Below are 23,405 nucleotides of genomic sequence, written 5' to 3' on the forward strand. Positions count from 1 at the left end.
TGCAAGGCTAATCGATGAAACTGCGTCACCAACTGGTCACCCTCTCCCTGGGCCTGTCACTGCTCCTGATCGTCATTCTGGGCAGCCTGCTGGCGCTCTTCATCCGCCATTTGCTGGAGAGCAACCTGGAGGACAAGGGGGGAGATCTGGCGCGGGTATTGGCGGGAGACAGCCGGGTGGTGCAGGCGCTGCAGTGGGGGAGCGATCCGGGCCTGCGCGACTATGTGCAGGGGATCTGCAGCCGCACCGATGCCGCCTACATGGTGGTGACCGACGAGCACGCCCGCCGGCTGAGCCACCCCTCCCCGGAGCTGGTGGGTGGCCTGTTTCGCGGCGAGGATATCTGGCCCTCCCTCAACGAGCGCAGCAGCTACTGCTCCAAGGACGTGGGTACCCTGGGGCCGGCCATCCGCTGCTTCGCCCCGGTGATCGGGCCTGACGGGCGCGCCATCGGCGCCGTGGTGGTGGGGTATCTGATGCAGACGGTGGAGAGCATCTACCTGGATCGGATCGCTCTGCTCATCAGCGCCATCGGCGCCGTGCTGGGCTGCGGTCTACTGCTGGCGCTCTGGGTCCAGCATCGGCTGCGGCGTACCCTGCTGGATCTGGAGCCGGAGACCATCGTCAACCGCTTCGTGCTGCAGGAGCTGGTGCTGGAGCATATCTCGGAGGGGGTGATCGCCCTCGACTCCCGCGGCCACATCCGCATGCTCAACAGCGCCGCTTTTTACCAGCTGCGCCTGCCCGGCACCGGCCGCCACTCCCTGCTCGGCCAGCCGCTCTCGGAGCTGTCGCCGCCGCTCGCCCCCGCCCTGACCCAGGTCGAGACCGAGCTTGGGTTCACCGTGCACGGCGAGTCGTTCGTCGGGCGCTGGCAGGCGGTGGAGGGCAAGATCCCCGGTCGGCTGCTGATCTTCAGCCGCCCCGAGGTGACCGGCAGTCTCGGCATGCAGGTGACCCACCTGCGCCAGTATGCCGAGATGCTGCGGATGCAGACCCACGAGTTCGCCAACAAGCTCAGCAGCCTCTCCGGCCTGCTGCAGCTGGGCCATGTGGATCAGGCGGTGGAGCTCATCCAGCAGGAGAGCGAGGCGTGCCAGACCATGCTGCACGATCTGCTGCGGGCCATCGAGGACAAGCCGGTGGCCGGGCTCATCCTAGGCAAGTTCAGCCGGGCCCGCGAGCTCGGGGTGGAGCTGGTGCTGGATCCCGATTCGGCGCTGGGCGAGTACCCGGCGGCGGTGTCGGCGGATCTCATCACCCTCATCGGCAACCTGCTGGACAACGGCATCCGCGCCGCCTGGGCCCGGCGCAAGCAGTGCCCGCCGCGGGTGCTCATCTCCCTCAACGACTTCGGGCGCCGGCTGGTGATCGAGGTGGAGGACAGCGGCGAGGGGGTGGACGAGGCGCTGGCGGACCATCTGTTTGATTACGGCATCAGTCGCCAGACCGGCGATCACGGTGTCGGTCTGTTCCTGGTCAAGGAGACGGTGGCCAGGCGAGGGGGTGTGATAGAATGGCGCCGCACCGCCGAACAGACGACCCTGTTCGGTATCTACTTGAATAAAAACCAATTGGTGTGATCTATGGAGCCCATTTTCACGCTGGTGATCGAGGATGACGAACGGATAGGATCCATTCTGGCCGAGCTGGTCTCCTCCACCCCCGGATTTTCCCTGCTGGGTCGGGCCGAAAGCCTGACCCAGGCCGATCTCATGATGCGCGCGGCCCAGCCGCAGCTGCTGCTGGTGGACATCTCCCTGCCCGACGGCTCCGGCCTGGAGTGGGTGAACCGGCTGCGCAGCCACAACCGCGAAGCCTACGTCATCATGGTGACCGCCTCCTGCGACGTGGAGACCATCCAGCAGGCCCTCAATCAGGGGGTGCAGGATTACATCATCAAGCCGCTGCGGCTGTTTCGCATCCAGCAGAGCCTGGACGAGATCCTCACCCTGCATCGGCGCATCTGCGAGCGCGGCTCCCTCGAGCAGAGCGATCTGGACAGGCTGATGGGCAAGGTGAGACCCCAGGGGCGTGACGTGCGCGACACCCCCAAGGGGATCGACGCCATCACCCTGCGCCAGGTGCTGGAGTTGCTGGCGGGTGAGCCTGACAGCGCCTTCTCCACCGATACGGTGGCGCTGCGCTTGTCCCTGAGCCGCACCACGGCGCGCCGCTATCTGGAGTATCTGGAGTCGGAGGACAGGGTGGACGTGGACCTCAACTACGGCCAGCGCGGCCGGCCCGAGCGCCGCTACCACTGGCGGCGGGGCAGCTGAGCCGCTTGCCGCACGCAGACCCATACCAGCAAAAAGGGAGCCGAAGCTCCCTTTTTCAGGTTTATACGTCGGCACGAAAAGCGGTACGGCGGGCCGCTCAGGCCTCTTCCAGCAGGGCCGGGCGGGCTCTTGGCTTGAACTGGGAGAGCATGACTCCGCTCAGGATGAGGCCGCCCCCCAGCAGGTGATAGCCGTGGATGGGCTCCCCCAGGGTGATGACGGCGATGAGGGCCGTGCACAGGGGCATCAGGTTCATGAAGACCGAGGTGCGCTCCGCCCCCAGGCTGGCGAGGCCGCGCATCCAGCAGTAGGCGGCGAAGATGGAGGAGGCGAGCCCGGCAAACAGCACCATGCTCCAGCCCTGGGCGGGAATGGCCAGGGAGTCGGCGGAGAGGGCCAGCGGGATGAGCAGCAGCACCGCCAGCAGGATCTGCAGGTAGAGGTTGAGCCAGGGGCCGAACGGCAGTTGCCAGCGGCGGATCAAGAGGCCATAGAGGGCATAGCTGGCTGCCCCCAGCAGCATCATGCCGTCGCCTGGGTTGATGCCGCTGTGCAGCAGTGCCTGAGGGTTGCCCTGACCCAGCAGCCAGAGCACCCCGAACAGGGAGATGCTCATGCCGAGCAGCGCCTGCTTGCCCGGCTTCTGGCCAAAGCAGCAGGCCCCGATCAGCAGGGTGAGCAGCGGCAGCAGGGAGCCGATGACCCCCATGTTGGTGGCCGAGGTGCTGTGGGCGGCGTAGTAGGCGAGGCACTGGTAGAGCACCATGCCAAGCAGGGAGAGCACCAGCAGCTTTCCGAGCCAGGGGCGGAGATCGCGCCGGCGGCGCCACAGCTGCGGCAGGCAGAAGGGGGTCAGCGCCAGGGCGGCGATCACCCAGCGGTAAAACGAGATGGCGGCAGGATCCAGCACGCCGGCGGCGGCCTTGGAGACCACGGTATTGGCGGCCCAGATCAGGATGGCAAGCAGGGGAAAGAGAAAAGGCATAGGCACTCCTTGGTATGATGGAGAGAGTCTAGCCTTGTCTTGAACGATGCAAGTAGCGTAAATAAGACATGTCATAACCGCTTTGGGACAATCTGCATGGGCACCCTCACCCTGGCCGAGCAGGATCGCCTGCTGGCCGCCCCCAATCCCCTCTATTTTCGTTACAGCCAGATCCAGGGGGGGAACGCCTGCGCCGAGCATGCCCACCCCTGGGGCCAGCTCAGCCTCATCAGTCTCGGGGTCATGGTGGTGGAGGTCGGGGGGCAGCGGTTGGTGGCGCCGCCAGACTACCTCATCTGGGTGCCGGCGGATCAGCCCCACACCGCCTTCAACGAGCAGACCCTGGACTACACCTCCATCTACGTGAGTCACGCGCTGGCGCCGCGCCTGCCACGGGAACCCCAGTTGCTGGCGCTTACCCCCTTGCTGCGGGCCCTGCTGGAGGATTTCACCCAGCGCCGGGTCGGCCACATGGAGGACGAGTGGGATGCCCGCCAGGGTGAACTCTTCATCGAGAAGCTGGCTCGCACCCGTTGCCAGCCAAGCTACCTGCCCCAGAGCCGGGATCGCCTGCTCGCCCCCCTGCTGGCGGCGCTGCAGGCGGCGCCGGAGGACAACCGCACCCTGGCCCAGTGGGCCAAGGTGCTGCACACCACCGAGCGCACCCTGGCGCGGCGCTGCCAGAAGGAGCTTGGCATGAGCCTCGGCCAGTGGCGCACCCGGCTGCGGCTGGTGAAGGCGCTGGACTGGCTGCGCGGCGAGATGCCGGTGCAGGAGATCGCTTGGCGGCTCGGTTACACCTCCACCTCGGCCTTTATCGCCATGTTTCAGCGCGAACAGGGCTGTGCCCCCCAGCGATATCGTCAACAGCTGGGGATCGGCGCCGGGCAGGCACAGCTCTGACCGCGACCGCACCAGCAATGAAAAGGGCGCCCGCAGGCGCCCTTGTCGATCAAGGGATGGGCTTAGAAGAAGCCGAGCGGGTTGATGTCGTGGCTCACCAGCAGGTTCTTGGTGTTCTGGTAGTGGTCCAGCATCATCTTGTGGGTCTCGCGACCGATCCCTGACTTCTTGTAGCCACCGAAGGCCGCGTGCGCCGGGTAGGCGTGGTAGCAGTTGACCCAGACCCGGCCGGCCTGGATGCCGCGCCCCATGCGCCAGGCCAGGTTGCTGTCGCGGGTCCACAGGCCCGCCCCCAGCCCGTACTGGGTGTCGTTGGCAATGGCCAGCGCATCCGCCTCGTCCTTGAAGGTGGTGACCCCGAGCGCCGGGCCGAAGATCTCCTCCTGGAACACCCGCATCTTGTTCTGACCGTGGAAGATGGTGGGCTGGATGTAGAAGCCCCCCTCCAGCCCGCTCACCTTGGCCGGGCCGCCGCCGATCAGCATTTTTGCCCCTTCGCCGCGGCCGATCTCCATGTAGCTCAGGATCTTGTCGAACTGCTCGCGGGACGCCTGGGCGCCCACCTGGGTGGTGGTGTCGAGGGGGTTGCCCTGCACTATGGTGCGGGCGCGGGCCAGCACTCTGTCCATGAAGTCGTCATAGATGCTCTCCTGCACCAGGGCGCGGGAGGGGCAGGTGCACACCTCGCCCTGGTTGAAGAAGGTCATCAGCATCCCTTCCACCGCCTTGTCGATGTAGCTGCTCTCGTGCTGCATCACGTCGGCGAAGTAGATGTTGGGGGACTTGCCGCCGAGCTCCACGGTGGAGGGAATGAGCTTGTCGGCGGCGCAGCGTAGGATGTGGGCCCCCACCTCGGTGGAGCCGGTGAAGGCGAGCTTTTGGATCCGGTTGCTGGTGGCGAGCGCCTGGCCCGCCTCGGCGCCAAAGCCGTTGACCACGTTGACCACGCCGGCGGGCAGTATGTCCTTGATGAGATCCATCATCAGCATGATGGTGACCGGGGTCTGCTCGGCGGGCTTGAGCACGCTGCAGCAGCCGGCCGCCAGCACCGGGGCCAGCTTCCAGGCCGCCATCAGCAGCGGGAAGTTCCACGGGATGATCTGGCCGACCACGCCGATGGGCTCCTTGAAGTGGTAGCTGACGGTGTTCTGATCCAGCTCGGCGGCCGAACCCTCCTGGGCGCGGATGCAGCCGGCGAAGTAGCGGAAGTGATCCACCACCAGCGGCAGGTCGGCGGCCAGGGTTTCGCGCACCGCCTTGCCGTTCTCCCAGGTTTCGGCGATGGCGAGCACCTCGATGTTCTGCTCGATGCGATCGGCGATGCGCAGTAGCAGGTTGCTGCGTTCGGTGACGCTGGTCTTGCTCCAGCTGGCGAACGCCTTGTGAGCGGCGTCCAGCGCCAGCTCGATGTCGGCGGCGTCGGAGCGGGCCACCTCACAGAACACGCGGCCATCCACCGGCGAGATGTTTTCAAAGTAGCGGCCGGCGCGCGGGGCGACCCAGTCGCCACCGATGAAGTTGTCGTAACGGGACTTGAAGCTGACCAGGGCACCTGCCTGACCGGGAGCGGTATAAATCATCTCATCATCCTTATGTGTGTGGTCCTGACCGGGCTGGCGAGCAGCCCGGTTGCTGCTGTGTATCGCAAGGGACGTGCCAGAGGGTCTGACCAGCGCTCTAAAAGTTACAAAAACGTTATCAAACGGGGTGCGGCAGCGTATCTTGGTTAACCAATGACCGCGGCGGTGGCGATACAACTGTGCCGATTCTGGACAGTGGCCGCGACAGTCGTGCCGTTTGTGAACAGGAGGTGTGATGAGCGAGTTCCCTCAATCTGGTGCCAGCCCGATCCAGCGCTCCTGGCAGCGCTGCCTGCACCAGGGGTTGAGCCGTCAGCAGAGCGCCGAGCTGGACTTGCTGCCCCAGGGGGAGCTGTCTGCCCGCCAGGAGCAGCACAGGGTGCTGATCGCCAGCTTCCGGCGCTTCGTGCTGCCGCTGTTTGACCAGCTGCTGGCGGGGCGCCCCTGTCGGTTGCTGCTGTGCGATGGCGAGGGTGCCATCCTGGCCGCCAGCGGTGACGACGGCTTCGCCCGCCACGCCGAGCGGGTCTTTTTGCGCAGCGGCGCCCGCTGGGGGGAGGCGAGCAAGGGCACCAATGCCATCGGCACCGCGCTGGCCGAGCAGAGCGAGGTACAGGTGCTCGGCAATCAGCACTTCTTCGCCCAGCACAGCTTTCTCAGCTGCAGCGCCTGCCCACTGCTCGGGCCGGACGGGCAAGTGATCGGCGTGCTCGACATCTCCACCGATGCGGCCCACCACGGCGGCGACATGCTGGGCACGGTGCGGCTGCTGGCCATGACCCTGGAAAACGCGCTGCTGGCGCGCCAGCCGGGCTGGCTGGTGGATCTCGAGCCCCAGAGTCTCTGGTCCGCCCGCCTGCTGCTGGGGGAGGAGGGCGAACTGCTCGGGGCCAACCGGGCCGGCCGGCTCTGGCTCGGCCAGCACCCCTTCGACGGCAAGCAGCTGCTGCGGGATAGGCGCGGCTTGCGGTTGATGCCGGAGGCCAGCTCAGTTGTGGCCCAGCCCGGCCTGCCGGCCGCGGCCGGTGGCTCGCACGGCCAGCAGGTGCCGCTCAAGATGCTGGAGCGCGGCATCTCCCTGCTTATCGAGGGGGAGACCGGCAGCGGCAAGGAGCATCTGGTGCGCGACCTCCATCGCCAGTCGAGCCGCCACGAGAAGCCCCTGGTGTGCGTCAACTGCGGCGCCCTGCCGGCGGAGCTGGTGGAAGCCGAGCTGTTCGGCTATGTCGGCGGGGCCTTCAGCGGCGCCCGCAGTCAGGGCAGTCAGGGGTATCTGCGCGCCGCCCACGGCGGCATCCTGATGCTGGACGAGATCGGCGAGCTGCCGCTCTCGGCCCAGACCCGCTTGCTGCGGGTGCTGCAGGAGCGCGCCGTCACCCCGGTCGGCAGCCACAAGCCCGAGGTGGTGGATTTCTGGCTGGTGTCGGCGAGCCATCGGGATCTGGCGGCCATGGTGGCGGCCGGCACCTTTCGCGAGGATCTCTACTACCGCATCTGCGGCTGGCGCCAGCAACTGGCGCCGTTGCGCGACTGGCCGGCCTGCGAGCGGCAGGCACTGGTCCAACGGTTGCTGGCCGAGATGGATCCTGCCCTGCACCTGACCGATGAGGCCGAGCGCCAACTGCTGGCCCACCCGCTGCCCGGCAACGTGCGCCAGCTCAAGCAGGCGTTGGAAGTGGCCAGCGTATTGGCGGAGGGACAGGGCTGGATTGAGCCTGCCCACCTGTATCTGCCGACCGTGGCGGTGGCGCCGGTCGCCACCACGGCGCTGGCGGGCAGCACATTGCGCGAGCAGAACCGGCAACGGGTGCAGCAGACCCTGACAGAGTGCGGCGGCAACGTGAGCGAGGCGGCGCGCCGGCTCGGCATCAGCCGCACCACCCTCTATCGGGCGCTGCGGGAGGCAGGCTGAGGGGTTTGTTGCCCGAGCTTTTTCGTGGTTAAGATGGGTCCACAAGAGACCCTTTGATGATTCTTTTGCATGGCATGGAGTGCTTATGACGCGTACCCGATTTGATTGGCAAGACCCCTTCTTTCTCGATGGCCAGCTCGGCGAAGAGGAGCGGCTCATCCGCGACGCCGCCCGCGACTACTGCCAGGCGCGGCTGATGCCGCGGGTGCTGGAGGCCAACCGCCGCGAGCAGTTTGACCGCACCATCATGAACGAGCTGGGGGAGCTGGGGCTGCTCGGCGCCACCCTGCCGGAGCAGTACGGCTGCGCCGGGGTCAATCATGTGGCCTACGGCCTCATCGCCCGGGAGGTGGAGCGGGTCGACAGCGGCTACCGCTCGGCCATGAGCGTGCAGTCGTCCCTGGTGATGCACCCGATCCACGCCTACGGCGACGAGGCCCAGCGCCAGCGCTGGCTGCCGGGGCTGGCCCGGGGCGAGCTGGTGGGCTGCTTCGGCCTCACCGAGCCGGACGCGGGCTCGGATCCGGGGTCCATGAAGAGCCGGGCCGAGCGGGTCGACGGCGGTTATCTGCTCACCGGCAACAAGATGTGGATCACCAACTCTCCCATCGCCGATCTGTTCGTGGTGTGGGCCAAGCTCGATGGCGAGATCACCGGCTTCGTGCTGGAGAAGGGGATGGCCGGGCTCTCTGCCCCCAAGATCGAGGGCAAGTTCTCCCTGCGCGCCTCCATCACCGGCGAGATCGTGATGGAGCGGGTCTTCGTGCCTGAAGCCAACCGGCTGGCCGGGGTGAGCGGCCTCAAGGGGCCGTTCGGCTGCCTCAACAAGGCGCGCTACGGCATCGCCTGGGGAGCGCTCGGCGCCGCCGAGTTCTGCTGGCACGCCGCCCGCCAGTACGGACTGGATCGCCAGCAGTTCGGCCGCCCGCTGGCCGCCACCCAGCTGTTTCAGCTCAAGCTGGCCAACATGCAGACCGAGATTGCCCTCGGCCTGCAGGGCTGCCTGCAGGCCGGGCGCCTGATGGACGAGGGGCGCTGCCCGGTGGAGCTGGTGTCGCTCATCAAGCGCAACAGCTGTGGCAAGGCGCTGGAGATAGCCCGCGTCGCCCGCGACATGCACGGCGGCAACGGCATCAGCGACGAGTTTCACGTCATTCGCCACGTGATGAACCTGGAGGCGGTCAACACCTACGAGGGGACCCACGACATCCACGCCCTGATCCTGGGGCGGGCCCAGACCGACCTGCAGGCGTTTGAGTGATGGGGCCCCTTGCCGGTGTGCGCGTGCTGGATCTCAGCCGCGTGCTGGCCGGCCCCTGGGCCAGCCAGCTGCTTGCCGATCTCGGCGCCGACGTGGTCAAGGTGGAGGCCCCCGGGCGCGGTGACGACACCCGCCATTGGGGCCCGCCCGAGCTGGTGGCGGGGGAGGCAGCCTACTTTCATGCCGCCAACCGGGGCAAACGCTCCATTGCCCTGGATCTGGCGCGCGACAGAGACACCCTGCTGGCCTTGGTGGACTGTGCCGACGTGGTGATCGAGAACTTCAAGGTGGGGGGACTGGCGCGCTTTGGCCTCGATTATCCGAGCCTCAAGGCCCGCTGCCCAGAGCTCATCTACTGCTCCATCACGGGGTTTGGCCAGGACGGGCCCTGGGCCCAGCGACCCGGTTACGATCTGCTGATCCAGGGGCTGGGCGGGTTGATGAGCATCACGGGTCAACCCGACGGGGTGCCCGGTGGCGGGCCGGTCAAGGTGGGGGTGGCGCTCGTCGACATCCTCACCGGCCTCTACGCTACCATCGGCATCCAGGCGGCCTTGCGCCATCGGGAGCGAACCGGGGAGGGGCAGCAGATCGATCTCGCCCTGCTCGACGTGTCGGTGGCGGTGCTGGCCAACCAGGCGATGAACTATCTCGCCACCGGGCAGGCGCCCGGGCGCCTTGGCAACGGCCACCCCAATATCGTCCCCTACGACGTCTATCCCAGCCGGGATGGCCACCTCATTCTGGCGGTGGGCAACGACGGCCAGTTTGCCGCCCTGGCGGCCCTGCTGGGGGAACCTGGGTGGGCGCAGGACCCCGACTTTGCCACCAACGCCGCCCGGGTGCGCCAGCGTCACCGGCTCAATGCCCTGCTCGCCGAGCGGCTGCTGGCGCGCAGCAGCGCCGAGTGGAGTGCCATGCTGGAGGCGGCCGGGGTGCCGGGCGGCCCCATCCTCACCCTGGATGCGCTGTTTGCCCTCGAGCAGGGGGCGGTGCGCGGCTGGGTGCAGCAGGTGCAGCGCGGCGAGCAATCCTTGCCCACCCTGGCCAACCCGCTCCATCTGTCGGCCATTCCGGTGCGCTATGGGCGCGCCTCGCCGGCGCTGGATGGGGACAGGGATAGCGTGCTGCGCGACTGGCTCGGGCAGGGCTGAACCGGCCTTATCAGGTGGGGAGTCGCGTCTGTTCGGCGCCATGCACCTCTCTTCCATCCTCTGCCATCTCATCTGCCCCGGTGCTGGAGCCCGGGGCCGTCCCCCGTTATGATGCGCCCCGTCCATTCATCTGTTGAGGAACTTCCCATGGCACAACACATTGGCGCCCTGGCCCTGCTGGTGGCCGATTACGACCAGGCCATCACCTTCTTTACCCAGGGACTGGGGTTCGAGCTGCTGGAAGACACCCCCCTCGACGAGCCGGGCAAACCGGGCAAGCGCTGGGTGCGGGTTGCCCCCAAAGGAGCCCCCGGTTCCGCCCTGTTGCTGGCGCGGGCTGCCACCCCTGAGCAGCGGGCCGCCATCGGCCAGCAGGGGGGCGGCCGGGTCTTCCTGTTCCTCGAGACTGACGACTTCTGGGGCGATTACCGGCGCATGCAGGCGTACGGTGTCCATTTTTGTGAACAGCCGCGCACCGAGCCTTACGGCACCGTGGTGGTATTCGAGGACATCAGTGGCAATCGCTGGGATCTGCTGCAACTCACTGCTGCCAACTGAATCTGAAAACGTTTATCATCCCGCCTGTCATAAAGTCATAAAAGTGTCACAGAAAGTTCTAATAATTGGCGCACCCATCTTCACAGAGGAGAGAGAAGGGATATGGCTAAGCGAATTCTGGTGGTCGAGGACGAAGCACCGATCCGCGAAATGCTCTGCTTCGTGCTCGAGCAGAAGGGATATGAAACAGTAGAAGCTGAAGATTTTGCCGACGGATTGGCGAAGGTGCGCGAACCCTACCCCGAACTCATCGTGCTGGACTGGATGATGCCAGGCGGCAGCGGCATCCAGTTCATCAAGCAGCTCAAGCAGGATGAGGTGACCCGCCAGATCCCGGTGGTGATGCTGACCGCTCGCGGCGAGGAAGAGGACAAGGTGCGCGGGCTGGAGGCGGGGGCCGATGACTACATCACCAAGCCGTTCTCCCCCAAGGAGCTGACTGCCCGCCTGCATGCGGTGATGCGCCGCGTCTCTCCCACCTCGGTGGACGAGGTGATTGAGGTGCAGGGGCTCAAGCTGGATCCTGTCTCCCACCGGGTCAGCGCCGAGGAGAAGGCCCTCGACATGGGGCCGACCGAATTCAAGCTGCTGCACTTCTTCATGACCCACCCGGAGCGGGTCTACAGCCGCGAGCAGCTGCTCAACAACGTCTGGGGTACCAATGTGTACGTCGAGGACAGAACCGTGGATGTGCATATCCGTCGCCTGCGCAAGGCCATTGAAGAGACGGGGCATGATCGCTTGATCCAGACGGTGCGCGGCGCGGGCTATCGCTTCTCAACCCGTCTCTAAGAGGCACTTATGTTGCAACCATACGCCTGGCGGCGCCAGTTGTGGCGAATGGCATTCTTCTATGCGCCCTTCGTCTTGGTCGGCTGGCTGACGGAGAGTCTGGCCCTGTGTCTGTTGCTGGCTACCGTCATGCACCTGGGCTGGCACTACCGTTTCCAGAAGCGGCTGTCGGACTGGCTGTGGCACGATCGCAGCCTGGTGCCTCCCAACGGCAGCGGCAGCTGGGAGTACATCTTCAACGGCATCTACAAGCTGCAGCAGCGCCACCGGGCCCGCCGCCGCGAGCTGGCGGGTCTCATTCGCCGCTTTCGGGAAGGGGCCGAGGCACTGCCCGATGCGGCCGTGGTGTTTCGCACCGATGGCAGCATCCTCTGGTGCAACCGGCTGGCGGAGCAGCTGCTCGGCTTTCGCTGGCCGGAAGACGCCGGTCAGCACATCGGCAACCTGATTCGCAATCCCGCCTTCGGCGCCTACCTCGGCAAGGGAGAGTATGACGAACCGTTCGAGATGACCTCGCCCATCAACGAGGAGAAGTTTCTCGAGTTTCGCATCATGCCCTATGCCGAGGATCAGGCCATGCTGGTGGTGCGGGACGTGACCCGGCTGCGCAGCCTGGAGAAGACCCGCAAGCATTTCGTCTCCAACGTCTCCCACGAGCTGCGCACCCCGCTCACCGTGCTCAAGGGCTATCTGGAGATGACTGAGGAGCCGCCGCCGCCCGCCATGTGGGCCAAGGCACACAGGGTGATGATGGAGCAGACCATCCGCATGGACAACCTGGTCAATCAGCTGCTCACCCTGTCGCGGATCGAGGCGGCGCCCACCGTGGATCTCTCCCATCTGGTGGACATGCCCGCCATGCTGGGGCTGCTGGAGCAGGAGGCGCGGGCGCTCTCCGGCGAGCGGGCCCACCAGATCGAGTTCATGGTGCAGCCCAATCTGCTGGTGCGCGGCGATCAGGATCAACTGCGCAGTGCCGTCTCCAACCTGGTCTACAACGCCATACACTACACCCCGGCGGGGCGCAAGATCACGGTGGAGTGGCGCAAGCAGGGGACGATGGCGCTGTTTGCGGTGCAGGACGAGGGGGAAGGGATCCCGCCCGAGCACCTGGCGCGGCTCACCGAGCGGTTCTACCGGGTCGACAAGGCGCGCTCGCGCCACACCGGCGGCTCCGGGCTCGGCCTTGCCATCGTCAAGCATGCCCTGAGTCACCACGACTGCCAGCTCGACATCGAGAGCCGGGTCGGCCTTGGCAGCCGTTTCAGCTTCCTCATCCCCGCTCGCATGGTGGTGTTGAAATAAGCTTTTCAAGCAATGGGTTAGCAATGAAAAGAGGGCGGCGATGGCGGCCCTTTTTTCATTTGGTCAAAAGCCTCGCCATGTCATTAAAGTGTCACATTAAATCCATAAATTTGTCACTGCCAGGTCAGATACTGGCGCCGTCTTGAGAACGGACCTGTGCCAGTGTGGCGCAGGGAGAGAATGAAACGCGACCGGCCGATCGCCCCACTCGGGATGCCACCACGTTTCGGCCTCAGATTGATGACTGCCTTCCACCGCCCCGGAGTCGGGCCAAAGAGGGCAGGGAATGACACTCAGCGCCCCGGTCGGATGACCAGCACTGAGCCAAGTTAACCCGTGTTTTGATGGACTGCGTTCTGCAACCTTGGAGAGATTGGATGAAACTCAACAAACTGGCTGGTGTAATCGGATTCACCGCAGCAACCCTGTTTTCCGTCAGCGCCCTGGCTGCCGGTGTGGATAAAAATCTGCCGGATTACACTCCGACCAGCGGCATCTCGGGCAACCTGTCCTCTGTCGGCTCGGATACCCTGGCCAACATGATGACCCTGTGGGCCGAAGAATTTAAGCGCATGTACCCCAACGTCAACGTGCAGATCCAGGCCGCCGGTTCCTCTACCGCGCCGACCGCGCTGACCGAAGGCGTCGCCCAGTTTGGCCCCATGAGCCGCGCCATGAAGTCCGGCGAGGAAGAGGCGTTCGAGAAGCGCTACGGCTACAAGCCGACCGCCATCCGCGTCGCGGTCGATGCCCTGGCGGTGTTCGTCAACAAGGACAACCCCATCAAGGGCCTGTCCATGCAGCAACTGGATGCCATCTTCTCCAGCACCCTCAAGTGCGGTGAAGCCAAGGCGGCCACCAAGTGGGCCGACCTGGGTCTGGACGGCTCCTGGTCCGGCAAGGATCTGCAACTGTTCGGTCGCAACTCCGTCTCCGGCACCTACGGCTACTTCAAAGAACACGCCCTGTGCAACGGCGACTTCAAGAGCGGCGTGAACGAGCAGCCGGGCTCCGCCTCCGTGGTGCAGTCGGTCTCCTCCTCCCTGAACGGCATCGGCTACTCCGGCATCGGTTACGTCACCTCCGGCGTGCGCGCCGTACCGCTCTCCAAGGATGGCAAGACCTTCATCGAAGCGACCTCCGACAACGCCATCACCGGCAAGTATCCGCTGTCGCGCTTCCTGTACGTCTACGTGAACAAGCACCCGAACAAGCCGCTCTCCCCGATGGAGCAAGAGTTCCTGAAGATGGTGCTCTCCAAGGCGGGCCAGAACATCGTCGCCAAAGATGGCTACGTACCGGTACCGGCCAAGGTGGTCGAAGCCGACTTGAAGAAACTGGGCATCATGTAAGCCGGTTTCCTCTGCCAGACGGGCCCCGCGGGGCCCGTTTTCTTTTTGGGCCGGCTGTGACCGCTTTCGCCGGACCGGGTGATTTGTCGACTTGCACCGGACGCCCGCATTTCCGAAAATAGGGCATCTTTATGGTGAAGGACACCTCCATGACATCTCCCCTGTTCAAGCTTGGCCTGGCGGCACTCTGTACGACCCTGCTCGCCAGCTGTGCCCAGTCTCCCACCGGTCGCAGCCAGATGCTGCTCTTCTCGCCCCAGCAGATGAGCAAGCTGGGGGCTGACTCCTTCGAGCAGATGAAAAAGCAGGAGAAGGTGAGCAAGGACGCCAGAGTGAACGCCTATGTCTCCTGCGTCGCCAAGGCGGTGACCGCCCAGGTGCCCGCCAGCTACGGCATCACCAACTGGGAAGTGGTGGTGTTTGACTCCAAGCAGGTGAACGCCTTCGCCCTGCCCGGTGGCAAGATCGGGGTCTACAGCGGCCTGCTCAAGGTGGCCAAGAATCAGGATCAGCTCGCCACCGTCATCGGCCACGAGCTGACCCACGTGCTGGCCCAGCACTCCAACGAGCGGCTCTCCCGCAGCCAGCTGACCGGCCTTGGGCTGGCGGCGGCCGACATCGCCATGGGCAGCAGCGAATACCGCGGCGCCACCATGGCGGCGCTGGGGCTTGGGGTCGAGGTCGGCGTCATGCTGCCCTATGGCCGCGAGCAGGAGAGCGAGGCGGACCGGCTGGGCCTGGATCTGATGGCCCGCGCCGGTTTCAATCCGGCCGAAGCGATTCCGCTCTGGCAGAACATGAGCGCGGCCGCGGGCGGCAATGCGCCGCCCCAGCTGCTCTCCACCCACCCCAGCAACGAGAGCCGGATCGCCGAGCTGCAGGCCCAGCAGGCTGAGGCCGTGCCGCTCTACCAGAAGGCCCGCACCTCGGGACTGGTGCCCCAATGCAAGGCATAAGCCTGCGCATGGCGCGGCCCGATGACGCCGCCGCCATGACGGTGATGCAGCGGGCCAGCTGGCTCGCCGCATATGGCGGCGTGCTCGGTACCGACATGCTGGCCCAGCTGGCGGTCACCGAGCACCTGCAGATCTGGCAGCGCCGGCTGGCAGAGGCGGGCCCAAGGCCCATGCTGCTGTGTCAGGACGAGGTGGTCATCGGTCTGCTCTACTGGCAGCCGGAGCTGGCGGGGGAGTACCCCACCGCCTGGATCCGCGCCTTTTACCTGCATCCCGACCACTGGCGCCAAGGCCACGGCAAGCGGCTGTGGCAGGCTGTGGCGATGCAGATGCGGCGCGCCGGCTGTGAAGGCGTCAGATTGTGGCTGCTCGATGGCAACCACATAGGTGAGGGGTTTTATCTGCGCCGCGGCTTCGTCTTCGATGGTCAGGAGCGCACCCTGATGAGCCTCGGCCAGCCCTGCCTGCAGCGACAAATGTTTCGTTTGCTTTGATCTCTCTCCCGTTTTTCGCCCTCGGTCACTTTATTTTTTTTGCGAATTAATACAATGTCCCCCTCTGGACAGGCTGAGGTGAGGCGGCTCACCGACAAGGGAGTGTGGCATGTATTACGGCTTTGATATTGGTGGCACCAAGATAGCGTTCGCCGTCTATGACGGTGCCTTGAATCTCTGCCACGAGGAGCGCGTGAGCACTCCCGGCAATGACTATCAGGGGCTGCAGCAGCTCATTCGCGAGCGGGTCGAACAGGCGGATGCCCGTTTCGGCGCGCGCGGTGCAGTGGGCATCGGCTTTCCCGGCATTCTCAACCGGCACGACCACAGCATCGTGGCGGCCAATCTGCCCTCCATCAATGGTCGCCACCTGGGCGCCGATCTGGCCGAGCTGCTGGGCAGACCGGTCAAGGTGGACAACGATGCCAACTGCTTCCTCTGGTCCGAGGTGCATCAGGGGGCGGCGACGGGGGCCGACAGCGCCCTCGGCGTCACCATAGGCACCGGCATCGGCGGCGCCGTCTATCTGGCGGGCAAGCTGATCCAGGGCCGCAACTGGTTGGCAGGGGAGATTGGCCACTACCCGCTGCCGGCTACCATGCTGATGAAGTACCCCGACCTGTCTCGTCCACGTTGCGGCTGCGGCCGCCTGGTCTGTTTTGAAACCTATGCCTCTGGCACCGGGCTGGAGCGGCTCTATCACCACTTCCACGGCCAGCGTGCCAGCGGCCACCAGATAGTGGGACGCTTCGAGGCGCACGAGCCCCATGCGGTGGCCACGGTCGACTGCTGGCTCGAGATCATGGCCGCCGGACTGGCCACCGCCATCTCGGTGGTCGACCCCGACGTGGTGGTGCTGGGGGGCGGCCTGAGCGGCCTGCCCGCGCTCTACGAACAGCTGCCGCTGCGCCTGCCCGGTCATCTGCTGCCCGGGGTCGCCCTGCCCGAGATCCGCGAGGCCCGCTTCGGCGGCGCCGGCGGGGTGCGCGGGGCCGCTTTGCTCAATTTATGAGATCAGATCCGGGGTCTGATCTCCCCAATAAAGGAGTCCATCATGACCTCTCTTGAAATCTGTATCGACAACCTGGAATCCCTGTTTACCGCCCAGGCGGCTGGCGCCGATCGCATCGAGCTCTGCTCTGCGCTGGGGCTGGGTGGTCTGACCCCCTCCTATGGCTTCATGCAGCTGGCGGCGCGCCATGCCACCATTCCCGTCTACGCCATGATCCGGCCCCGGGCCGGCGATTTCTGCTTTGGCGAAGGGGAGTTCGAGATGATGCTGCAGGATATCTCGGCGGCCCGTGCCGCCGGCCTGCAGGGGGTGGTGGTCGGTCTGCTGGACGAGGAGGGACGGGTGCCTGCCGCCAGACTCGGCCAGCTGGTGGAGGCGGCGGGGCCCCTTGGCGTCACCTTCCACCGCGCCATCGACCTCTCCTCTGACTGGCGCCTCGACTTGGAGACCATAGTCGCCGCCGGCTGCGAGCGCATTCTGAGCTCGGGCCATGCGCCGACCGCGCTGGCGGGGCTCGAGACCCTGCAGGCGATGCAGCAGGCGCTGGCGGGGCGCGCCAGTCTGATGCCGGGTGCCGGGGTCAATGCCGACAACGTGCGTACCATCATCGAGTTTACCGGGGTGAGCGAAGTGCACATGTCCGGCATGGGCTGGCGCGGCGGCATGGTGCCTCATGGAGTGAACATGGGCACCTCGGACGACGGTCGGGTCAATATCACCGACGGCGCCAAAGTTGCAGCGGTACGGGCTCTGCTGGACAGGGCCTGATACGAGCCGCACGGCGGCATGGTGTCTCTTCATGGCGTCAACATGGGCACCTCGGACGATGGCCGGGTCAATATCACCGACGGCGCCAAAGTTGCCGCGGTACGAGCTCTGCTGGACAAGGCCTGATACGGTTTGAATGTGAGCAGGGGTGATGGTGCTCTGTTTTGCTCCCTTCTCCCCTGGTGGGAGAAGGGGCGGGGATGAGGGGGCTGATGTGAGGCACCTCCCACCTGGGGGCAAAACCGGGGACAGGTCGGCAGCACCCGGCGCAAAAGTCTGATATTATCCCGTCTCTTTTACCCTCAGGACCCGGAGCAACTTCTCAATGTCCCAATACGACTCTATCGAACAGAAGGCCAGCTATGGCATCGGCCGCAACATGGGTGATCAACTGGCACAGCAAGCCTTCGCCGGTCTGGATATCCCGGCCCTGCAGCAAGGTCTGGCAGATGCCCTGAATGGTCTGGAGTTCGCGGTCAGCCGTGACGATATCAACGATGCCTTCCAGGTCATCACTGCCCGCATGCAGGAAGAGCAGGAGGCCGTTGCCAAGGCTGCCGCCGCCGAAGGCGAAGCCTTCCTGGCCGACAACGCCAAGCGCGCCGAAGTGAAGACCACCGAGTCCGGTCTGCAGTACGAAGTGCTGGTGGAAGGCAACGGTGCCGTACCGGTAGCCGGTCAGTCCGTCCGTGTGCACTACCACGGTACCTTCACCCACGGTGGCGTGTTCGACAGCTCCGTCGCCCGCGGCCAGCCGGCCGAATTCCCGGTAACTGGCGTGATCGCCGGCTGGGTAGAAGCGCTGCAACTGATGCCGGTTGGCTCCAAGTGGAAGCTCTACATTCCGCAGGATCTGGCCTACGGCGCACGCGGTGCCGGTTCCATCCCGCCGTACTCCGCCCTGGTATTCGAAGTGGAGCTGCTGGACATCCTGTGATCCGGCTGGCTTGATTGATACAGACGGCGACCCTCGGGTCGCCGTCTGTTTTTTTGCGCCGCACGCGGCGGGGCATGGGCAGCGCCTGCGCTTTTGGATATAGTCATGGCTCCTGCTGGGAGAGCGCCCATGGCTGCCATCATCGAAGTCGTCGATCTCGTCAAGCACTTCCCCGGCGTCAAGGCGGTGGACGGGCTCAGCTTTGCCATTCCCGCCGGCAGCTGTTTCGGCCTGCTCGGCCCGAACGGGGCGGGCAAGACCACCACCATCGAGCTGCTGGAGGGGATCCTCACCCCGGACAGCGGCCAGATCCTGTTCCACGGCGCCCCGCGCGGCCCCGACTACCGCTCCCGCATCGGCATCCAGTTCCAACACACGGCGCTGCAGGATTTCCTGACGGTGCGCGACACCCTGCGCCTGTTCGCCAGCCTCTACCCGGCTCCCTTGCCCCAGGCTCAGCTCATCGAGCTGTGCGCGCTGGGAGAATTCATCGATCGGGATAGCCGCAAACTCTCCGGCGGTCAGCGGCAACGGCTGCTGCTGGCCTTGGCCCTGCTCGGCGACCCCGAACTGCTGTTTCTGGACGAGCCCACCACGGGTCTCGATCCCCAGGCCCGCCACCACTTCTGGCAGCGCATCGAGACGATCAAGGCGCAGGGCAAGACGGTGGTGCTCACCACCCACTACATGGACGAGGCCCAGCAGTTGTGCGATCAGATTGCCATCGTCGATCACGGCCATCTGCTGAGCCTGGATACCCCGGTCGCCCTGCTGGCCCAGCATTTTGACGGCGTGCTGGTGCGCCTTGCGGCTCACCCGGCCCTCGCCAGTCTCGGCTATCCCCTGCGCCCGCTGGGCGAGCAGGTGGAGCTGAGCTGCCCCGACGTGGCGGACTTGCTGCCACGGCTGCTGAGTCTGGGCGTGCCGCTGACCGGCATGCAGGTGCGCTCCCCCAATCTGGAGGATCTCTTCCTCCATCTGACTGGCCACAGCCTACGGAGCGGCGCATGAACGCGGCCCCGTGGCACCCCGCAGCGGTGCCTGCCGGCATGCCGTCCCAGCCTGCCAGCCCAAGGAGCACCAGATGACGGGATTTCTCAAGCGCATCGGGGCGCTCTTCTATGCCCGCAACCTGGAGTTCGTGCGGGATCGGGCCGCGCTGATCTGGAACCTGGCCTTTCCGCTGCTGCTGGTGCTGGGGTTCACCCTCATCTTCTCCGGCCCGCCCAAGCCGCTGGTGCAGATGGGCGTGGTGGGGGAGCTGCCCGTAGCCTATGCCCCGCTGCGCGCCGTGCCGCTGCTCAAGATCATCCCCTATGACGAGGAGGAGAAGGGCCGGCTCAAGGTGCGCCACCACCAGCTGGATCTGCTGCTCTCGCCCGGCACGGGCCGTTACTGGATCAACCCGGATGCCCCCCAGGGCGCCATGGCCGAGTACCTGCTGCGCCAGGCCGTGCCGGTGCAGCTGGTGCGGGAGACTCTGAGCGGGCGCGCCATTCGCTATGGCGACTGGCTGCTGCCCGGGGTGATCGGCATGAATCTGATGTTCTCCGGCCTGTTCGGGGTGGGCTTCGTCATCGTCCGTTACCGCAAGAACGGGGTGCTCAAGCGGCTTGGGGCCACCCCACTCTCAGCCGCGGAGTTTCTCTGCGCCCAGCTGCTGTCGCGCATCCTGATCACCCTGGTGGTGAGCCTGCTGGTGTTTCTGGTGGCCTACTTTCTGCTCGGGGTGCCGCTGCTCGGCTCGGGTTGGCTGCTGCTGTTGATCGCCCTGCTGGGTGGGGCGGCCATGGCGTCTCTCGGCCTGCTGGTGGCGGCCCGCATCCAGAACGAGGAGCTGGCGAGCGGGCTGCTCAACGTCATCAGTATGCCGATGATGTTCCTCTCCGGCGTCTGGTTCTCGCTGGAAGGGGCTCCCGCCTGGCTGCAGCAGCTGGCGGCCTGGCTGCCGCTCAGCCAGATCATCGCGGCGGCCCGCGCCGTCATGCTGGAAGGGGCAGGCTGGGCCGAGGTGGCGGCGCCACTGGGCTGGGTCCTGTTGTTTACGCTCTGCTGCATCACCCTGGGCAGCGCCCTGTTCAAATGGAGTTACAGATGAAGCTATCGATGAAGTCACTGCCGCTGGTTGGCGGAACCCTGCTGGCCCTGCTGCTGAGTCTGCCGGCCAGTGCCGGCGCCATGCGCTGCAAGAATGCGCTGATCACCGAAGGGGACAGCACCGCCGAGATGCTGATCAAGTGCGGCGAGCCCATGCTGCGCGAGGAGCTGACCCGCAACGAGGAGAACCAGTTCGGCAACCTGGTGCAGGTGAAGTATGGGGAGCGCTGGACCTACAACTTCGGCAAGAACGAGTTCATGCGTTTCGTCACCGTGCGCAACGGGGTGGTCACCGACATCGAGAACGGCCCGCGCGGCAATTGATCCTGCCGACCGGATGCTGCGCGCCGAGTGCGGTGGTGTGGCTCCGGTCTCTTTCCGGCGTTTACGCCCCCGTTCCCACCTTTCATCCCTCTCTTCCGGTTGCCCGGTATTGGTTCATGCCCCCCAATAACGGGCCCTGTTGTTGGCAAAATACGCCCGATAAATGCGTTGTCAGCGCGTTTTTCTGCCCCAATCCGGTGCGTCCGATTTTTTGCGAAAAATAATCCTCACATTATCGGGGGCTTGGAACCGTAGGCCATTTTGCGAATAAGGGTCTATTTTTAATTCTAAGAGTGCATATCGGCCCGTTGACCTATTTTGTGCTGCTGCACCAAGGTTGGGCCGGCTTGCACCGATTGACAGGTTTTTGAACCGCTCGATAAGCTGTGAAAAAGCAGAGAAACGAAGGCATCTTGCCAGGTTCTGGTGCCTATTTGAATCAAACCACAGGGAAGCGTGAGATGAAGCAGATACACAAGGCAAGTATGGTGATGGTGCTGTCGCTGGTGGCAGCCAATGCATGGGCCGATGGCACCCTGGATGCCGTCAAGAAGAAGGGGTTCGTGCAGTGCGGGGTGGGGGATGGCCTGCCGGGTTTCTCCAATCCGGACGCCAAGGGCACCTGGACCGGTCTGGACGTGGATGTGTGCCGCGCCGTGGCCGCGGCCGTGCTGGGGGATGCCGGCAAGGTGAAGTATGTCTCCCTCACCGCCAAGGAGCGTTTCACCGCCCTGCAATCCGGCGAGGTGGATCTGCTGTCGCGCAATACCACCTGGACCCTGACCCGGGACGGGTCGCTGGGCCTGACCTTTGCCGGGGTGAACTACTACGATGGCCAGGGCTTTCTGATCAAGCAGTCTCTTGGGGTCAAGAGCGCCAAGGAGCTCGACGGTGCCGCCGTCTGCATCCAGTCTGGCACCACCACAGAGCTCAACCTGGCGGACTATTTCCGCGCCAATGGCGGCATGAAATATACCCCTGTGGTGTTCGATACCTCGGATCAGACCGTCAAGGGGTTCGAGGCGGGCCGCTGCGACGTGCTGACCTCGGATCAGTCCCAGCTCTATGCCCTCAAGATCAAGCTCAGCAAGCCGGCGGAGGCCATGGTGCTGCCTGAGGTGATCTCCAAGGAGCCGCTGGGGCCTGCCGTGCGCCAGGGTGACGATCAGTGGTTCAAGGTGGTGCGCTGGAGCCTCAACGCCATGCTCAATGCCGAGGAAGCCGGGGTCACCTCTGCCAACGTGGACGAGATGCTCAAGTCCACCAACCCTGACATCCGTCGTCTGCTGGGGCTGGAAGAGCCCAAAGGGACTGTGCTGGGGCTGGATGACAAATGGGCCTACAACATCGTCAAGCAGGTCGGCAACTATGGCGAATCCTTCGATCGCAACGTCGGTGCCGGCTCCCCCCTCAAGATCGAGCGCGGCATCAATGCGCTCTGGAACAAGGGTGGCCTGATGTACGCGCCGCCCATCCGCTGAGTCGACAACCATCGGGGGGCCGAGGCCCCCCATTTCCCCTGGCTTTGTCGGAGTCATCCTCATGGCGTTACACGCATCAAACCATAGGAAGGAACAGGGCCGCTGGTGGTATGACGCCAAGGTGCGGGCATTGATCTTCCAGTGCTTGGCCATCGCGGTCGTGGTCGGGTTCCTGTTCTACATCATCCACAATGCCCTGACCAATCTGGCCACCCGTGGCATCACCACCGGCTTCGATTTTTTGGGCAACACGGCGGGCTTTGGCATCCTGCAGAGCCTGATCCCCTATGACGAGACCTATACCTTCGGCCGTACCTTTCTGGTGGGGCTGCTCAATACCCTGCTGGTCTCCGTGCTCGGCATCCTGTTTGCCACCCTGCTCGGTTTCATGCTCGGGGTGGCGCGCCTGTCGCGCAACTGGCTGGTGGCCAAGATAGCGACCGTCTACATAGAGACGTTTCGCAATATCCCGCTGCTGCTGCAGATCTTCTTCTGGTACTTCTCGGTGCTGCGCACCCTGCCATCTCCGCGCCAGAGCGTGGATCTGGGGGGGCTCGCCTTCCTCAACGTGCGGGGCCTCTATCTGCCCAAGCCCCTGTTCGAAGAGGGATTCGGCTACGTGCTCTTGGCCCTGCTGATCGCCGTGGTGTTGAGCTGGGGGCTGAGCCGCTGGGCACGGCGCCGTCAGGCCCTGACCGGCAGGATATTCCCGTTCTGGCGCAGCGTGGCTGCCCTGGTCATTCTGTTGCCGGCCGCCGCCTTCTTGCTGGCGGGCAGCCCGCTCAGCTGGAGCGTACCGGCCCTGCAGGGGTTCAACTTCCGGGGCGGTCTGACGGTGTTGCCCGAGCTCGCAGCCCTCTTGCTGGCGCTGACCATCTACACGGCGGCCTTTATCGCGGAGATAGTGCGTTCCGGCATCCTGGCCATCAGCAAGGGGCAGACGGAGGCGGCCTCCGCCCTCGGGCTCTCACCCGCCAAGACGCTGCGGCTGGTGATCATTCCCCAGGCGATGCGGGTCATCATCCCCCCCTTGACCAGCCAGTATCTGAACCTCACCAAGAACTCCTCGCTGGCCACGGCCATCGGCTATCCGGATCTGGTGTCTGTGTTCATGGGCACCACCCTCAACCAGACCGGGCAGGCCATCGAGGTCATCGCCATGACCATGGGGGTCTATCTCGTCATCAGTATCATCACCTCGCTGCTGATGAACATCTACAACCGCAGAATGACGCTGGTTGAGCGCTAGGGAGTA

The 23,405-nt window shown here is 65.1% G+C and carries 22 protein-coding genes and 1 pseudogene; 21 read left to right on the forward strand and 2 right to left on the reverse strand.

Annotated features, from left to right (window positions below; all coding sequences use genetic code 11):
• Positions 1 to 14 precede the first annotated feature (14 nt).
• Positions 15 to 1,583, forward strand: a complete 1,569-nt coding sequence (locus tag AB5Y95_RS13505; RefSeq protein WP_368161359.1) for an ATP-binding protein — start codon at positions 15 to 17, stop codon at positions 1,581 to 1,583.
• 3 nt (positions 1,584 to 1,586) lie between these two features.
• Entirely contained in the window at positions 1,587 to 2,279 is a 693-nt protein-coding gene (locus AB5Y95_RS13510) for a response regulator (RefSeq protein WP_005303332.1), read from the forward strand.
• Between the two features lie 97 nt (positions 2,280 to 2,376).
• Here the strand turns inward: AB5Y95_RS13510 and AB5Y95_RS13515 are convergent, their stop codons facing one another.
• Positions 2,377 to 3,264: a DMT family transporter gene (locus AB5Y95_RS13515; RefSeq protein ID WP_368161361.1), complete on the reverse strand. Its 888-nt coding sequence runs from the start codon at positions 3,262 to 3,264 to the stop codon at positions 2,377 to 2,379.
• Positions 3,265 to 3,360: 96 nt separating this feature from the next.
• Here AB5Y95_RS13515 and AB5Y95_RS13520 point away from each other — a divergent pair, with 96 nt between their 5' ends.
• Positions 3,361 to 4,167 (forward strand): helix-turn-helix transcriptional regulator, encoded by an 807-nt coding sequence (locus AB5Y95_RS13520; protein WP_005298514.1) that lies wholly within the window; start codon positions 3,361 to 3,363, stop codon positions 4,165 to 4,167.
• Between the two features lie 62 nt (positions 4,168 to 4,229).
• Here AB5Y95_RS13520 and AB5Y95_RS13525 read toward each other — a convergent pair whose 3' ends face one another.
• The gene (locus AB5Y95_RS13525; RefSeq protein WP_019839087.1) at positions 4,230 to 5,747 is read right to left on the reverse strand and encodes an aldehyde dehydrogenase family protein; all 1,518 of its coding nucleotides are present in this window, start codon (positions 5,745 to 5,747) and stop codon (positions 4,230 to 4,232) included.
• Between the two features lie 235 nt (positions 5,748 to 5,982).
• Between AB5Y95_RS13525 and AB5Y95_RS13530 the strand changes: the two genes are divergently transcribed.
• The 18 genes and pseudogenes from AB5Y95_RS13530 to AB5Y95_RS13615 all read left to right on the forward strand — a co-directional run bounded on the left by AB5Y95_RS13530 (position 5,983) and on the right by AB5Y95_RS13615 (position 23,399).
• A complete protein-coding gene (locus tag AB5Y95_RS13530; protein ID WP_368161364.1) occupies positions 5,983 to 7,659 on the forward strand; it encodes a sigma-54-dependent Fis family transcriptional regulator in 1,677 nt (558 codons plus the stop codon).
• Between the two features lie 85 nt (positions 7,660 to 7,744).
• Complete coding sequence (locus AB5Y95_RS13535) at positions 7,745 to 8,920, forward strand: acyl-CoA dehydrogenase (protein WP_011705166.1); 1,176 nt, start codon at positions 7,745 to 7,747, stop codon at positions 8,918 to 8,920.
• Positions 8,920 to 10,074 carry a CaiB/BaiF CoA transferase family protein gene (locus AB5Y95_RS13540; protein WP_368161366.1) on the forward strand — a complete coding sequence of 385 codons (1,155 nt, stop codon included), beginning with the start codon at positions 8,920 to 8,922 and terminating at the stop codon, positions 10,072 to 10,074. Before AB5Y95_RS13535 ends, AB5Y95_RS13540 begins: the two co-directional genes overlap by 1 nt.
• Positions 10,075 to 10,221: 147 nt before the next feature.
• The gene (locus AB5Y95_RS13545; protein ID WP_026139211.1) at positions 10,222 to 10,632 is read left to right on the forward strand and encodes a VOC family protein; all 411 of its coding nucleotides are present in this window, start codon (positions 10,222 to 10,224) and stop codon (positions 10,630 to 10,632) included.
• A 102-nt stretch (positions 10,633 to 10,734) separates the two neighbouring features.
• Complete coding sequence (phoB, locus tag AB5Y95_RS13550; protein ID WP_005298527.1) at positions 10,735 to 11,424, forward strand: phosphate regulon transcriptional regulator PhoB; 690 nt, start codon at positions 10,735 to 10,737, stop codon at positions 11,422 to 11,424.
• A 9-nt stretch (positions 11,425 to 11,433) separates the two neighbouring features.
• Positions 11,434 to 12,729 (forward strand): phosphate regulon sensor histidine kinase PhoR, encoded by a 1,296-nt coding sequence (gene phoR, locus AB5Y95_RS13555; RefSeq protein ID WP_005298529.1) that lies wholly within the window; start codon positions 11,434 to 11,436, stop codon positions 12,727 to 12,729.
• Positions 12,730 to 13,106: 377 nt separating this feature from the next.
• Positions 13,107 to 14,081 carry a PstS family phosphate ABC transporter substrate-binding protein gene (locus AB5Y95_RS13560; RefSeq protein ID WP_005298532.1) on the forward strand — a complete coding sequence of 325 codons (975 nt, stop codon included), beginning with the start codon at positions 13,107 to 13,109 and terminating at the stop codon, positions 14,079 to 14,081.
• A gap of 149 nt (positions 14,082 to 14,230) precedes the next feature.
• A complete protein-coding gene (locus AB5Y95_RS13565; protein ID WP_017765748.1) occupies positions 14,231 to 15,037 on the forward strand; it encodes a M48 family metallopeptidase in 807 nt (268 codons plus the stop codon).
• Positions 15,025 to 15,531, forward strand: coding sequence for a GNAT family N-acetyltransferase (locus AB5Y95_RS13570; protein WP_017765749.1), 507 nt, complete (start codon positions 15,025 to 15,027; stop codon positions 15,529 to 15,531). Before AB5Y95_RS13565 ends, AB5Y95_RS13570 begins: the two co-directional genes overlap by 13 nt.
• A gap of 109 nt (positions 15,532 to 15,640) precedes the next feature.
• Positions 15,641 to 16,543, forward strand: a complete 903-nt coding sequence (locus AB5Y95_RS13575; protein ID WP_368161368.1) for an ROK family protein — start codon at positions 15,641 to 15,643, stop codon at positions 16,541 to 16,543.
• 42 nt (positions 16,544 to 16,585) lie between these two features.
• Positions 16,586 to 17,311: a copper homeostasis protein CutC gene (locus tag AB5Y95_RS13580; protein ID WP_368161370.1), complete on the forward strand. Its 726-nt coding sequence runs from the start codon at positions 16,586 to 16,588 to the stop codon at positions 17,309 to 17,311.
• Positions 17,312 to 17,323: 12 nt separating this feature from the next.
• Positions 17,324 to 17,437 (forward strand): annotated as a pseudogene (locus tag AB5Y95_RS13585) (copper homeostasis protein CutC); the annotation flags it as partial.
• A 199-nt stretch (positions 17,438 to 17,636) separates the two neighbouring features.
• Entirely contained in the window at positions 17,637 to 18,248 is a 612-nt protein-coding gene (locus tag AB5Y95_RS13590) for an FKBP-type peptidyl-prolyl cis-trans isomerase (protein WP_005298548.1), read from the forward strand.
• 129 nt (positions 18,249 to 18,377) lie between these two features.
• Positions 18,378 to 19,259, forward strand: a complete 882-nt coding sequence (locus tag AB5Y95_RS13595; protein WP_267997236.1) for an ABC transporter ATP-binding protein — start codon at positions 18,378 to 18,380, stop codon at positions 19,257 to 19,259.
• A gap of 73 nt (positions 19,260 to 19,332) precedes the next feature.
• Entirely contained in the window at positions 19,333 to 20,346 is a 1,014-nt protein-coding gene (locus AB5Y95_RS13600) for an ABC transporter permease (protein ID WP_368161372.1), read from the forward strand.
• Positions 20,343 to 20,669 (forward strand): DUF2845 domain-containing protein, encoded by a 327-nt coding sequence (locus tag AB5Y95_RS13605; RefSeq protein WP_005298553.1) that lies wholly within the window; start codon positions 20,343 to 20,345, stop codon positions 20,667 to 20,669. The genes AB5Y95_RS13600 and AB5Y95_RS13605 overlap by 4 nt, the downstream gene beginning before the upstream one ends.
• A gap of 461 nt (positions 20,670 to 21,130) precedes the next feature.
• On the forward strand, positions 21,131 to 22,150 hold the full coding sequence (locus tag AB5Y95_RS13610) for an amino acid ABC transporter substrate-binding protein (protein WP_195878164.1): 1,020 nt from the start codon (positions 21,131 to 21,133) through the stop codon (positions 22,148 to 22,150).
• Positions 22,151 to 22,211: 61 nt separating this feature from the next.
• Positions 22,212 to 23,399 carry an amino acid ABC transporter permease gene (locus tag AB5Y95_RS13615; protein ID WP_368161375.1) on the forward strand — a complete coding sequence of 396 codons (1,188 nt, stop codon included), beginning with the start codon at positions 22,212 to 22,214 and terminating at the stop codon, positions 23,397 to 23,399.
• The last annotated feature ends 6 nt before the right edge of the window (positions 23,400 to 23,405 follow it).

It is taken from the genome of Aeromonas sp. R5-3 (assembly GCF_040908225.1).
Classification (GTDB): domain Bacteria; phylum Pseudomonadota; class Gammaproteobacteria; order Enterobacterales; family Aeromonadaceae; genus Aeromonas; species Aeromonas dhakensis.